This window comes from Pseudomonas sp. MUP55, assembly GCF_034043515.1.
Taxonomy (GTDB): Bacteria; Pseudomonadota; Gammaproteobacteria; order Pseudomonadales; family Pseudomonadaceae; genus Aquipseudomonas.
On sequence record NZ_CP138214.1, the window covers coordinates 4,276,178 to 4,289,481 of the forward strand.

Genomic DNA, 13,304 nt, shown 5'->3' on the forward strand with positions numbered 1-13,304 from the left:
AGAATGCCCGCAACCACTGCTGCAAGCCCCTGGTACAAGCACCTCTGGCCCTGGATCATTATCGGGATCCTGGCCTGCTCGGTGACGCTGACCTTGTCCATGGTGACCATCGCGGTGAACCACCCGGACAACCTGGTCAACGACAACTATTACGAGGCCGGCAAGGGCATCAACCGCTCTCTGGACCGCGAACGTTTGGCCCAGACCCTGCAACTGCGCGGCAAGCTGCACCTGGACGAGCTGACCGGTGAAGTCGAGCTGCAGCTCACCGGCTACAGCAACCCGAACACGTTGGAGTTGAACCTGATCTCGCCGACCCAACCGGAGAAGGATCGCAAGATCAACCTGACCCGCAGCGACAGCGAACCCGGCCGCTACATCGGCCAGGTCACCGACAAGGTCGAAGGCCGCCGCTTTGTGGAATTGCTTGGCGTGGAAGGCGACAAGACCTGGCGCCTGTTCGAAGAAGAAGAGGTCAGCCACGACAAGGATCTGCTGCTGGGCGATGAGCCGTTGCAAGGCGCCGAAGACCTGAAGAAGTAACTGGATCGTTCCCACGCTCTGCGTGGGAATGCAGCCCGTGGCGCTTAGCGCCACCAAAGCGGACGCAGAGCGTCCAGCGAGGCGTTACCACGCAGAGCGTGGGAACGATCTGCGGAACCAAGCCATGACCACCCCCTGCTACCACTGCGCCCTGCCCGTCCCCTCCGGCAGCCGGTTCACCAGCCACATCCTCGGCGAGCGCCGCGAGCTCTGCTGCCCGGGTTGCCAGGCGGTGGCCGAGGCAATCGTGGCAGGCGGGCTGGAAAGCTATTACCAGCACCGCAGCGAAGCCTCGGCCAACCCCGAGGCGCTGCCGGTGCAGCTGGTGGATGAACTGGCGCTGTACGACCGCGCCGATGTGCAAGAACCGTTTGTGCGTCACGCGGGCGAACTGGCCGAAGCCACTCTGCTGGTGGAGGGCATCAGTTGCGCGGCCTGCGGCTGGCTGATCGAGAAACACCTGCGCAAGCTGCCCGCCGTGGCCGAGGCACGGCTGAACCTGTCCAACCACCGCCTGCACGTGCGCTGGGCCGACGGCCAGTTGCCGTTGAGTCGGCTGCTCAGTGAACTGCGCCATATCGGCTATGCCGCCCACCCCTATCAAGCCGACCGTGCCGCCGAGCAACTGGCCAGCGAGAATCGCCTGGCCCTGCGCCAGCTGGGCGTTGCCGGGCTGCTGTGGTTCCAGGCCATGATGGCAACCATGGCCACCTGGCCTGAATTCAATATCGACCTCAGCCCCGAGTTGCATGTGATCCTGCGTTGGGTCGCGATGTTTCTTACAACCCCCATCGTGTTCTACAGCTGTGCGCCGTTTTTCAAAGGGGCGTTGCGCGACCTGCGCACGCGCCACCTGACCATGGACGTATCGGTGTCCCTGGCCATTGGCGGGGCTTATCTAGCGGGAATCTGGACCGCGATCACCGGCGTTGGCGAGCTGTACTTCGATGCCGTCGGCATGTTCGCGCTGTTCCTGCTGGCCGGGCGCTACCTGGAGCGGCGTGCCCGCGAGCGCACCGCTGCCGCAACTGCGCAGCTGGTCAACCTGCTGCCCGCTTCGTGCCTGCGCCTGGCAGCGGACGGGCAGAGCGAACGCATCCTGCTCGGCGAGTTGGCCCTGGGTGATCGGGTGCTGGTGCATCCTGGCGCGGTGCTGCCAGCGGATGGCGTGATTCTCGAAGGTCAGTCCAGCGTCGACGAGTCCCTGCTCACCGGCGAATACCTGCCGCAGCCCCGGCATGTCGGCGATGCCGTCACCGCCGGCACGCTCAACGTCGAAGGTGCGCTGACCGTCCAGGTGCGCGCCCTCGGTCACGACACGCGCCTGTCCGCCATCGTGCGCCTGCTGGAGCGTGCCCAGGCGGAGAAACCGCGCCTGGCGCAAATCGCCGACCGCGCCGCGCAGTGGTTTCTGCTGGGCTCCCTGCTGGCGGCTGCGGTGATCGGCCTGGTGTGGTGGCAGCTCGATGCATCGAGGGCGTTCTGGATTGTATTGGCAATGCTGGTAGCGACCTGCCCGTGCGCCCTGTCCCTGGCGACCCCCACCGCCCTCACCGCCGCCACCGGCACCTTGCACACCCTTGGCCTGCTGCTGACCCGCGGCCATGTGCTCGAAGGCCTGAACCAGATCGACACGGTGATCTTCGACAAGACCGGCACGCTCACCGAAGGGCGCCTGGCGTTGCGCGCCATCCGGCCCTTGGGCGGACTGGACAGCGATCAGTGCCTGGGCCTCGCCGCGGCGCTGGAAAACCGCTCCGAACATCCGATTGCCCGCGCCTTCGGGCGTGCGCCCCTGGCTGCCGATGACGTGTCGAGCCACCCCGGTCTGGGCCTGGAAGGGCGTGTGGGCGAGCGCCTGCTGCGCATCGGCCAACCCGGTTTTGTCTGTGAACTGAGCGCCAGCCCGGTCCCGGCATCCCCGGGCGACGCCGGGCAATGGCTGCTGCTGGGCGACCAGCGCGGCGTGCTCGCCTGGTTCGTGCTCGACGACCGCCTGCGCAGCGATGCGCCCGCCCTGCTCGCCGCCTGCAAGGCGCGCGGCTGGCGCACGCTGCTGCTGTCGGGAGACAGCTCGCCGATGGTCGCCAGCATCGCTGCCGAGCTGGGCATTGATGAAGCCCACGGCGGCCTGCGTCCCGACGACAAACTGCACGTACTGCAACGCCTGCACAAAGAGGGCCGCAAGGTGCTGATGCTCGGTGACGGTGTCAACGATGTGCCGGTACTGGCCGCCGCCGATATCAGCGTGGCCATGGGCTCGGCCACGGACCTGGCTAAAACCAGCGCCGATGCGGTGCTGCTCTCCAACCGCCTGGACGCGCTGGTGCAGGCTTTTACCTTGGCGCGCCGCACGCGGCGGGTCATCATTGAAAACCTGCTGTGGGCCGGGCTGTACAATGGCCTGATGTTGCCGTTCGCGGCCCTGGGGTGGATCACCCCGATCTGGGCGGCCATCGGCATGTCCCTCAGTTCGTTGACGGTGGTGCTCAACGCCCTGCGCCTGACTCGCCTGCCGAGTGCGCCGGCCGCCAGTGCCCCCTCGATCAATCGCCCGCTGCCGGCCTGAGCCGCGCGGGCATGGAGTGCAGATGCCAGCTCTATACGTGATGATTCCGGCGGCGCTGCTGTTAGTGGGCGTGGCCATCTACATTTTCTTCTGGGCGGTGGACAGCGGCCAGTACGAAGACCTCGACGGCCCGGCCCACAGCGTGCTGTTCGACGATCAGGACCCCAATCACCTGGCCGCTATCGACGAAGCCAACCGCGCCGAGCCGCCGCCCAAAGAGCCGCCCCATGCTTGATTTGGCGCCTTTGCTGGTCTCTGCGCTGATCCTCGGCCTGCTCGGCGGTGGCCATTGCCTGGGCATGTGCGGCGGGTTGATGGGCGCGCTGACCCTGGCGATTCCCAAGGAACAGCGCAGCCGCCGTTTTCGCCTGCTGCTGGCGTACAACCTGGGGCGCATCGTCAGTTACTCCACTGCCGGATTGCTGATCGGCCTGGCCGGGTGGGCGGTGGCCAATAGTCCGGCGGCGATGTTCATGCGGGTACTGGCCGGGTTGCTGCTGATCAGCATGGGCCTGTACCTGGCCGGCTGGTGGAGCGGCCTGACCCGTATCGAAAGCCTCGGGCGCGGCCTGTGGCGGCACATCCAGCCGATTGCCAACCGCTTGCTGCCGGTCTCAAGCCTGCCCCGCGCTTTATTGCTGGGCGCGCTGTGGGGCTGGTTGCCGTGCGGCTTGGTCTACAGCACGCTGCTGTGGGCCGCAAGCCAGGGCAATGCGCTGGACAGCGCACTGCTGATGCTGGCGTTCGGCCTGGGCACCTGGCCGGTGCTGCTGGCGACCGGGCTGGCCGCCGAACGCGTCACCGCGCTATTGCGCAAGCGCAGCGTGCGCACCGCCGGTGGATTGCTGGTGGTGCTGTTCGGCATCTGGACCTTGCCGGGTCCGCACCAGCACTGGCTGATGGGGCATTAATTCGCCTGTGGCATAGCGCCGCTCCCCGTTGATGCAAATCAACATGCCCTGCCCACCCTGCCCCTAGACTCGGCCCACCAGCCAATCCGGGGGACCGCCCGCATGCTCGACGCCATTCGTTGGGACACAGATCTGATTCACCGCTACGACTTGGCGGGGCCGCGCTATACGTCCTACCCCACCGCCGTACAATTCGACAGCCAGGTCGGCACCTTTGACCTGCTACACGCGCTGCGTGACAGTCGCAAAGCCACACGGCCATTGTCGCTGTACGTGCACGTGCCGTTCTGCGCCAACATCTGCTACTACTGCGCCTGCAACAAGGTGGTCACCAAAGACCGAGGTCGCGCCCAGGCTTACCTGCAACGCCTGATGCAGGAAATCCAGCAGGTGGCCTGCCACCTCGACCCCAAACAACCGGTGGAGCAACTGCATTTCGGCGGTGGCACGCCGACCTTTCTCAGCCACGACGAATTGCGCCAGGTGATGACGCACCTGCGCCAGCACTTCAATGTGCTGGACGACGATTCGGGCGACTACGGCATCGAAATCGACCCTCGCGAAGCGGACTGGGCGACCATGGGCCTGCTGCGCGAACTGGGCTTCAACCGCGTGAGCATTGGTGTGCAGGACCTCGACCCCGAGGTACAACGGGCGGTCAACCGTTTGCAAAGCCTGGAAGAAACCCGCGCGGTGATCGACGCGGCGCGCACCCTGCAATTTCGCTCGATCAATATCGACCTGATCTACGGCCTGCCCAAGCAGTCGCCACTCAATTTTGCGCGCACCGTGGAGGAAGTGATCAGCCTGCAACCGGACCGCCTGTCGGTGTTCAACTACGCCCATCTGCCGGAACGTTTCATGCCCCAGCGGCGCATCCATACCGACGACCTGCCCTCGCCCACAGAAAAACTGCTGATGCTGCAAACCACCATCGAGCAGTTGACCCAAGCGGGTTATCGCTACATCGGCATGGACCATTTCGCGCTGCCGGACGACGAACTGGCCATCGCCCAGGAAGAAGGCACCCTGCAACGCAACTTTCAGGGCTACACCACCCATGGGCATTGCGATTTGATTGGCTTGGGGGTTTCAGCGATCAGCCAGATCGGCGACCTGTACTGTCAGAACAGCAGCGACCTCAACCAGTACCAGAACGCCTTGGCCGGCGCGCAACTGGCCACCAGTCGCGGCCTGATCTGTACCACCGACGACCGCTTGCGGCGGGAAGTGATCCAGCAGTTGATCTGCAATTTCAGCCTGGGATTCGAGGCCATCGAGCGGGGGTTCAACATCGATTTTCGCGGCTATTTCGACGAGCTGTGGCCGCAATTGCAAACGATGGCCGCCGACGGTTTGATCGAGCTGGACGCCCAGGGCATCCGCGTGCTGCCGGCCGGGCGCCTGCTGGTGCGCTCGGTGTGCATGGTGTTCGATGCGTACCTTGAGCACCAGAACCGGCAGCGGTTCTCGCGGGTGATCTGATTACATCGACAGCGAGGCCGCTTTCATCGCATCGTCGCCGCTCAGCCCCTTCATGGCCTTGGTCAACGAAGTCTGCGCCGTGACGAGGGCTGCGTTCAGCGAGGCGAGCGCGCCCTGCAGATTGCTCACCTTGACCCGGGCCTGTTCGGCAGACAGCGTTTTGTCTGCCATGACGGCAGCCAGCTCGGCTTGCTTTTCTTCGATCTGCTTCTTGATCTCGCGGATCATCTTCAGAACCTGCTGGACGTTGTCCGGCAATCCGCTGTCCTCGATAGCGCTGCTGGATTTCTTCGCCTCGCTGATCGCCTTTAAAGCCGCCCCGGAAAGCGTCACTTTCACGCCTTCCTCCGTCTTGGTGCTCAGAGGCGCTGAAGTAGCGTCCTTCAGTTCCTTGGCGGCCGCGGCCGACTTGGCTTCAGCCACGCGGTCTTTGGGCTCCGGCGGAGGCAGTGCACTGACGCTTGCCGGGGTATTTCCTCCAATGGAAAGCATGGTCGAGCTCCAGATTCAAAGATTTACGTGACCTTGTATCGGCCTCGATACACGAACCTTTATACCCCTGGCGGTTTTTTGTACACGCTGGCCTCATCGCCCCCCAGTGCGTTACCCTTACGTCTTATGTGTGATTTCCCACAAGGATTTAAGAAATGTCCGAGCCAGTTAAACTGCGCGCTCACAGCCAGGCCCATTGCAAGGATTGCAGCCTGGCACCCCTGTGCCTGCCACTTTCGCTGAATTTGGAAGACATGGATGCGCTGGACGACATCGTTAAACGCGGCCGCCCACTGAAAAAAGGCGAGTTTCTGTTTCGCCAGGGCGACAAGTTCGATTCCGTTTATGCCGTGCGTTCAGGGGCGCTGAAGACCTTCAGCCTCAGCGACGGCGGCGAAGAGCAAATCACCGGTTTCCACTTGCCCAGCGAACTGGTCGGGCTGTCCGGCATGGACACCGAGATTCACCCTGTGTCGGCTCAGGCGCTGGAGACCACCTCGGTGTGCGAAATCCCCTTCGAGCGCCTGGACGAATTGGCCTTGCAGCTGCCGCAACTGCGCCGTCAATTGATGCGCGTCATGAGCCGCGAGATCCGTGACGATCAACAGATGATGCTGCTGTTGTCGAAAAAAACCGCCGACGAGCGCATCGCGACCTTCCTGGTCAACCTGTCGGCACGTTTCCGCGCCCGTGGGTTTTCGGCCAACCAGTTCCGCCTGAGCATGTCGCGCAATGAAATCGGCAATTACCTGGGCCTCGCGGTAGAAACCGTGTCCCGCGTGTTTACCCGCTTCCAGCAGAACGCGCTGATTGCCGCCGAGGGCAAGGAAGTGCACATCCTCGACCCCATCCAGCTCTGCGCCCTGGCCGGCGGTTCCCTGGAAGTCTGATCCAGGACCTGCGGCCAAGCGCACCCGCGAGGCCGCAGGTATACTCCGAGTCCGTTTTCCGCCCAGGACTCTTCGACGATGACTTTCGATTCGTTCGACATCAAATCCCTGATCCGCCCTGTCATCGATTTCCCCAAGCCTGGGGTGATCTTCCGTGACATCACGCCGTTGTTCCAATCGCCCCGCGCCCTGCGCCTGGTAGCCGACAGCTTTGCCCAGCGCTATGTCGAAGCCGATTTCACCCACATAGGCGCAATGGACGCCCGTGGCTTCCTGATCGGCTCGATCATCGCCTATCAGCTCAACAAGCCCCTGATCCTGTTTCGCAAGCAAGGCAAGCTGCCGGCTGACGTGCTGGCCGAGGGTTACCAGACCGAATATGGCGAAGCCTTCCTTGAAGTCCACGCCGACAGCCTGTGCGAAGGCGACTCGGTGCTGATGTTCGATGACTTGATCGCCACCGGCGGCACCCTGATCGCCGCGGCGAACCTGGTGCGACGCATGGGCGCGAAGATCTTTGAAGCGGCGGCGATTATCGATTTGCCGGAGCTGGGTGGGTCGCAGCGGTTGGAGGATATGGGCATACCGACTTTCTGCCTGACCCAGTTTGCGCTGACCGAGCGATAACTATTGCCTTGGCTGGCCTCATCGGGGGCAAGCCCCCTCCACACTTTTAACTGTGTTCACAATCAAACTGTGGGAGGGGGCTTGCCCCCGATGAGGCCCGAAAGCGCACTGCCCATCACAACCCCATCTGCTTGCTGATGATTTCGTTCATCACTTCCCGAGTCCCGCCACCAATCGACAGGATGCGATTGTCGCGATACAGCCGCTCCACCAGGTTGCCGCGCATATAGCCCTGGCCGCCCAGGATCTGCACTGCGTCATAGGTCACGCGGTCGGCGGTGTCGGTGGCCAGGTTCTTGGCCATGGAAATCTCCTTGATCACACTCTTGCCCGCCGCCATCTTCGCCGCCTGGCGATAGGTGAATTCCCGCGACACTTCAACCGCCGTGGCCATCTCCGCCAGGCGATGCTTGAGCACCTGAAACGTGCCGATGGGTTTGCCGAAGGCTTCGCGCTGGGCCGCCCAGTTGAGACTTTCTTCCAGTGCCAATTGCGCCGTCATATTGGCCATCAACGCCAGGGCCAGGCGCTCGCTCTGAAAATTGCCCATGATGCAGGCAAAACCCATGTTCTCGGCGCCTATCAGGTTGCCCACAGGCACCTGGCAGTCGTCAAAGAACAATTCAGCCGTATCCGACGCCCACCAGCCCATTTTCTTGAGCGGTTGGCCGACCGTGAAGCCGGGGGTGCCTTTTTCGATCAACAACAGGCTGATGCCGGCAAACCCGGGCCCGCCGGTGCGTACGGCAACGGTATAGAAGTCGGCACGGATACCACTGGTGATAAAGGTCTTGCTGCCGCTGACGCGGTAATAATCACCCTGGCGAACGGCGCGGGTCTGCAGATTGGCCACATCGGAACCGCCGCCCGGTTCGGTCACGGCCAGGGCGATGATCTTTTCGCCCGTCAGCACGTGCGGGACTACACGCTCACGCACCTCGGGCCGCGCCCATTTGACGACGGGAGGCAGGCCGATATCCAACGAACCAAGCCCCGCCACCACGCCGCCCGAGCCACAGCGCATCAGCTCTTCACTGGCCGCCACCTTGGCGAACACATCGCCCTCGTGACTGCCACCCAGGCCTTCGGGATAACCGATGCCGAGGATCCCCGCCGCGCCGGCCTTGAGGTACAACTCGCGGGGAAAGCTGTGCGCCTCTTCCCATTGTTCGACACCGGGCAGTATTTCGCGCTCGACGAAACGGCGCACGCTGTCGCGAACCAATTGGTGGCTGGGGTCGAAGTAGTCCTGATAGGCAGACATCGGCAAGCTCCATGGCGAGATGGAGCGAACTTACCAAGCGCTTGCTTGGTTATCAATGTTCAAGGCACACAAAACCAATGTGGGAGGGGGCTTGCCCCCGATAGCGGTGCACCAGCAACAAACTGTTGACTGACACTCCGCTATCGGGGGCAAGCCCCCTCCCACATTAAGTTTTGCAGTGGCTTTTAGAGGGCGATCGGCTTGCGGCCAGCGAACGAGTGCGCCAAGGTGCCGCCGTCGACCAGCTCCAACTCGCCACCCAGCGGCACACCGTGGGCAATGCGCGAGGTGATCAGCCCCTTGTTGGTCAGCAACTGGGCGATGTAATGCGCCGTCGCTTCGCCCTCCACCGTCGGGTTGGTCGCCAGGATCACTTCGCTGAAGGTGCCCTGCTCTTCGATCCGCGCCACCAGTTGTGGAATACCGATAGCTTCCGGCCCCAGGCCATCGAGCGGCGACAAATGACCTTTGAGCACGAAGTAACGCCCGCGGTAGCCGGTTTGCTCCACCGCGTACACATCCATTGGCCCTTCCACCACGCACAGTAATGTGTCATCGCGACGTGGGTCGGCGCATTGCGGGCACAGCTCTTCTTCGGTGAGGGTGCGGCACTGGCGACAGTGGCCTACGCCTTCCATGGCCTGGCTCAAGGCCTGGGCCAGGCGGGTGCCGCCGCTGCGATCACGCTCCAGCAGTTGCAGCGCCATGCGCTGGGCAGTTTTCTGGCCAACGCCTGGCAAGGTACGCAGGGCGTCGATCAGTTGGCGAATCAGGGGGCTGAAGCTCATGGGCGAAGGGTCCGACAAAACAACGAGACGCGGTTTATACCCGCGCCCCGGATTAGCGTCAAATGCTCAATCCTGTGCGACGCGCACCACCAACTTGCCGAAGTTGCGTCCCTCGAGCAAACCGATAAAGGCTTCAGGCGCCTGCTCCAGGCCGTCGACCACGTCTTCGCGGAACTTGATCTTGCCGTCGCGCACCCAGGGCGCCATGGCGCTCAGGAACTCAGGCTGGCGATCACCGTAGTCATCGAACACGATAAAGCCCTGGATGCGCACGCGCTTGGTCAGCAAGGTGCGCTGCAGCGCCGGCAGACGGTCGGGGCCGCCTGGCGCTTCATGGGCGTTATACCCGGCGATCAGCCCGCACAGCGGAATCCGCGCCTTGGGGTTGAGCAGCGGCATCACCGCATCGAACACCTTGCCACCGACGTTTTCGTAATAAATATCGACGCCGTTGAAGCAGGCCAGCGCCAGCTCATTGGCAAAATCAGCGCTCTTGTGGTCGATACAGGCATCAAAACCCAGTTCATCCACCACATAGCGGCATTTGTCGGCACCGCCGGCAATCCCCACCACACGCAAGCCCTTGAGCTTGGCGACCTGGCCCACCACCGAGCCCACCGCACCGGAGGCGGCCGCGACGACCAGCGTCTCACCAGCCTTGGGCTGGCCGATGTCCATCAGGCCCATGTAGGCGGTCATGCCCGGCATGCCCAATACGCCGAGGGCCATCGATGGGCTCGCCAGACCGTTGGGCACTGGCATCAAGTTGCGGCCATCGCAAATGCTGTGGCTTTGCCAGCCGGTGGAACCCACGACCAGGTCGCCCACCTCGAATTTCGGATTGCGCGACTGCTCGACGCGGCTGACAGCGCCCCCGGTCATCACCTCGTCGATTTCCACCGGCGCGGCGTAGGACGGCGCGTCGCTCATGCGTCCGCGCATGTAGGGATCCAGCGACAGGTAGAGCGTCTTGAGCAGCACCTGGCCCTCCGCCAGCTCTGGCAGGTTGACGCGTTCGAGGCGGAAATTTTCCGGAGTCGGCGCGCCTTGCGGGCGCGAGACCAGGACGATGCGTTGGTTGAGCGTCGGTTCTTGAGGCATCAGGGGCTCCCTTGGGGAATGCATGAGTATAGGGTGCAGACCCTGATTAGCCTGCCAGGGTTCAGATCCGATAGGCACAAACAAAAATGCCAGGCACGAGGCCTGGCATTGGAGTGCAGCGCAAAACCAGCCGATTAGAACGGTAGCTTCATACCGGGTGGCAGTTGCATGCCAGCGGTCACGCCGCCCATTTTTTCCTGGCTGTTGGCTTCGATCTTGCGCACGGCGTCGTTGACGGCCGCGGCGAACAAGTCTTCCAGCACTTCACGGTCGTCATCGCTGACGCCTTCGAGCAGGCTTGGGTCGATGCTGACGCGCTTGATGTCGTGACGTCCGGTCATCACCACGCTGACCATATCGCCACCGGCTTTACCGGTGACTTCGGCGTTGGCCAGCTCTTCCTGCATCTTGGCCATTTTTTCCTGCATCTGCTGCGCCTGCTTCATCAGGCCGGCCATGCCACCTTTCATCATGGGAATCACCTCAAAAGTACGTGGATCAAATTAGTCGCCCGGTTTATGACGCCTGGGGCGCCGGGGCTTCGACAGGTTCAATAGTATCGTGACGGACGACCGCACCGAACTGTTGCATCATTTGTTGGATAAGCGGATCCGCGTGGATCGACTCCTCGGCGTCGCGCTGGCGGTTCAGGCGCCGACGCGTCGCAGCCTGGGCCGGGGTTTCCTGCTCGGGCTTGATCAGCTCGATGGCGATGGTCAGCGTGCGCCCATGGTACTGGTTGAGCGCATCGTTGAGCCGGCGCTGCTGGGTGGCATTGAACAAGGCGCTGTGGGCCGGGTCCAGGTGCAGCAGCCAGTGGTCACCGTCGACGGCGATCAATGTGCAGTTGGCGGCGATACTGCCGGTCATGCCGGAGATGGGCAATTTCGGAAACAATTCCAGCCATTGCAGGGCCAGGCCGGTGGCCGGGGCGGCAGCGGGCTCTACCTCCGGCTCGGGGGCCGGCTCAGCGGTGTGCTCGCTGGCCAGTTCGTCCAGGTAGCTGTAGGCCGAATCCATGTCCGGCTCGATGTAGTCTTCGTCCAGCGGCGGTTCGTCGTCGAGGTCGATGCCGGGGGTGGCGGCTTCAACCTGGGCCACGGTCGGCTCCGGCACAGGTGCGGATACCCACTCAGGCGCATCCGGCACCACGCTGTCCGGGGTCGGCGTGGGCATGGGGGTCAATTCCGGCTGCTCGCCGGTGGTCTCCAGTACCGGCTCCACGGCGGGCTGTTGCTCGGGCTCGACGGGCGCTTCAACCGGGTCGTTCCAGGGCAGGTCCACCGCGGGTTCGGGCTCGACAATCGCCTGCGGCTCAACCACCGGCGCTGCCGCTACGGGTGCAGGCTCAGGGGGCGGGGCAACCGGCGCGGGCGCAGCCACCACTGGCGCGACCACTGCCGCGCCAGCCACTGGTTTGGCGGAATCAACTGTGGCCTGGCTGATCCCCACTGGCTTTAGCGGCTGTCTCGGCGCATCCGTCGAGTCGGCGGGCCGGAACGCCAGCATCCGCAGCAACACCATCTCGAAGCCACCGCGCGGGTCCGGCGCCAGGGGCAGGTCGCGACGACCGATCAGGCCCATCTGGTAGTAGAACTGCACGTCTTCGGCCGGCAGCGCCTGGGCCAGCGCCAATACGCGGTCGCGATCGCCATGACCGTTGTCGACACCCTCAGGCAGTGCCTGGGCGATGGCGACACGGTGCAGCACATTGAGGATTTCCGAGAGCACGCCATTCCAGTCCGGGCCCTGCTCCGACAAATGGCGCACGGCTTCGAGCAACGCCTTGGCGTCGCCTTCGATGAGCGCATGCAGCACGTCGAACACCTGGCCGTGGTCCAGCGTGCCGAGCATGGCGCGCACATCGGCGGCCATGACCTTGCCTTCACCGAAGGCGATGGCCTGGTCGGTGAGGCTCATGGCATCACGCATCGAACCATCGGCGGCGCGGCCCAGCAGCCACAGCGCGTCGTCTTCGAACGGTACGTTCTCGACGCCCAGCACGTGGGTCAGGTGCTCCACCACCCGCTCAGGGGTCATGTTCTTCAGGGAGAATTGCAGGCAGCGCGACAGAATGGTCGCAGGAAGTTTCTGCGGGTCGGTGGTCGCCAGGATGAATTTGACGTACGGCGGCGGCTCTTCCAGGGTTTTCAACAATGCGTTGAAGGAGTGGCTGGAGAGCATGTGCACTTCGTCGATCAGGTAGACCTTGAAGCGGCCACGGCTCGGCGCGTACTGCACGTTGTCGAGCAACTCGCGGGTGTCTTCGACCTTGGTGCGGCTTGCGGCGTCGATCTCGATCAGGTCGACGAAGCGCCCTTCGTCGATCTCGCGGCAGACCGAACAGGTGCCGCAAGGCGTCGATGTGATACCGGTTTCACAGTTCAGGCACTTGGCGATGATGCGCGCAATCGTGGTCTTGCCCACCCCGCGGGTACCGGTGAACAGGTAGGCGTGGTGCAGCCGTTGGCTGTCCAAGGCATTGATCAGAGCCTTGAGCACATGGGTCTGGCCGACCATTTCGCGGAACGAGCGCGGGCGCCATTTACGTGCAAGAACCTGATAACTCATCGAAAACCGTCGCAACTGGGAAGCAGAAGCCGGTAATGCTAGCGGAGCAAGGGGGAAATTGCA

13 protein-coding genes are annotated in these 13,304 nt (G+C 63.5%); 7 read left to right on the top strand and 6 right to left on the bottom strand.

Translation table 11 applies throughout. From position 1 onward, the window contains the following. Nucleotides 1-3 precede the first annotated feature (3 nt). The 5 genes from SC318_RS19195 to hemN all read left to right on the top strand — a co-directional run bounded on the left by SC318_RS19195 (nt 4) and on the right by hemN (nt 5,508). Nucleotides 4-543, top strand: coding sequence for a FixH family protein (locus SC318_RS19195; RefSeq protein WP_320428065.1), 540 nt, complete (start codon nt 4-6; stop codon nt 541-543). Between the two features lie 124 nt (nt 544-667). Next, nucleotides 668-3,112: a heavy metal translocating P-type ATPase gene (locus tag SC318_RS19200; RefSeq protein ID WP_320428066.1), complete on the top strand. Its 2,445-nt coding sequence runs from the start codon at nt 668-670 to the stop codon at nt 3,110-3,112. A 22-nt stretch (nt 3,113-3,134) separates the two neighbouring features. Next, nucleotides 3,135-3,347 carry a cbb3-type cytochrome oxidase assembly protein CcoS gene (gene ccoS / locus SC318_RS19205; RefSeq protein WP_320428067.1) on the top strand — a complete coding sequence of 71 codons (213 nt, stop codon included), beginning with the start codon at nt 3,135-3,137 and terminating at the stop codon, nt 3,345-3,347. Continuing rightward, nucleotides 3,340-4,023: a sulfite exporter TauE/SafE family protein gene (locus SC318_RS19210; RefSeq protein WP_320428068.1), complete on the top strand. Its 684-nt coding sequence runs from the start codon at nt 3,340-3,342 to the stop codon at nt 4,021-4,023. Before ccoS ends, SC318_RS19210 begins: the two co-directional genes overlap by 8 nt. A 102-nt stretch (nt 4,024-4,125) precedes the next feature. Then, a complete protein-coding gene (hemN, locus tag SC318_RS19215) occupies nt 4,126-5,508 on the top strand; it encodes an oxygen-independent coproporphyrinogen III oxidase (RefSeq protein ID WP_320428069.1) in 1,383 nt (460 codons plus the stop codon). On the opposite strand, the gene SC318_RS19220 is transcribed toward hemN, so the two are convergent. Next, complete coding sequence (locus SC318_RS19220; RefSeq protein ID WP_320428070.1) at nt 5,509-6,000, bottom strand: hypothetical protein; 492 nt, start codon at nt 5,998-6,000, stop codon at nt 5,509-5,511. A 155-nt stretch (nt 6,001-6,155) separates the two neighbouring features. Between SC318_RS19220 and fnr the strand changes: the two genes are divergently transcribed. Next, on the top strand, nt 6,156-6,890 hold the full coding sequence (gene fnr / locus SC318_RS19225) for a fumarate/nitrate reduction transcriptional regulator Fnr (RefSeq protein WP_306494103.1): 735 nt from the start codon (nt 6,156-6,158) through the stop codon (nt 6,888-6,890). Nucleotides 6,891-6,968: 78 nt separating this feature from the next. Beyond that, entirely contained in the window at nt 6,969-7,517 is a 549-nt protein-coding gene (locus SC318_RS19230) for an adenine phosphoribosyltransferase (RefSeq protein WP_046035975.1), read from the top strand. A 115-nt stretch (nt 7,518-7,632) separates the two neighbouring features. Here the strand turns inward: SC318_RS19230 and SC318_RS19235 are convergent, their stop codons facing one another. From SC318_RS19235 to dnaX, 5 genes are all read right to left on the bottom strand, one after another. Then, nucleotides 7,633-8,781, bottom strand: coding sequence for an acyl-CoA dehydrogenase family protein (locus SC318_RS19235; RefSeq protein WP_320428071.1), 1,149 nt, complete (start codon nt 8,779-8,781; stop codon nt 7,633-7,635). 185 nt (nt 8,782-8,966) lie between these two features. Then, the gene (recR, locus tag SC318_RS19240; RefSeq protein WP_005790294.1) at nt 8,967-9,569 is read right to left on the bottom strand and encodes a recombination mediator RecR; all 603 of its coding nucleotides are present in this window, start codon (nt 9,567-9,569) and stop codon (nt 8,967-8,969) included. Between the two features lie 66 nt (nt 9,570-9,635). Beyond that, the gene (locus SC318_RS19245) at nt 9,636-10,670 is read right to left on the bottom strand and encodes an NADPH-dependent curcumin/dihydrocurcumin reductase (protein ID WP_320428072.1); all 1,035 of its coding nucleotides are present in this window, start codon (nt 10,668-10,670) and stop codon (nt 9,636-9,638) included. 134 nt (nt 10,671-10,804) lie between these two features. Continuing rightward, a complete protein-coding gene (locus SC318_RS19250) occupies nt 10,805-11,143 on the bottom strand; it encodes a YbaB/EbfC family nucleoid-associated protein (RefSeq protein ID WP_124363899.1) in 339 nt (112 codons plus the stop codon). A 43-nt stretch (nt 11,144-11,186) separates the two neighbouring features. Next, nucleotides 11,187-13,241 (bottom strand): DNA polymerase III subunit gamma/tau, encoded by a 2,055-nt coding sequence (dnaX, locus tag SC318_RS19255; protein ID WP_320428073.1) that lies wholly within the window; start codon nt 13,239-13,241, stop codon nt 11,187-11,189. Between the last annotated feature and the right edge of the window lie 63 nt (nt 13,242-13,304).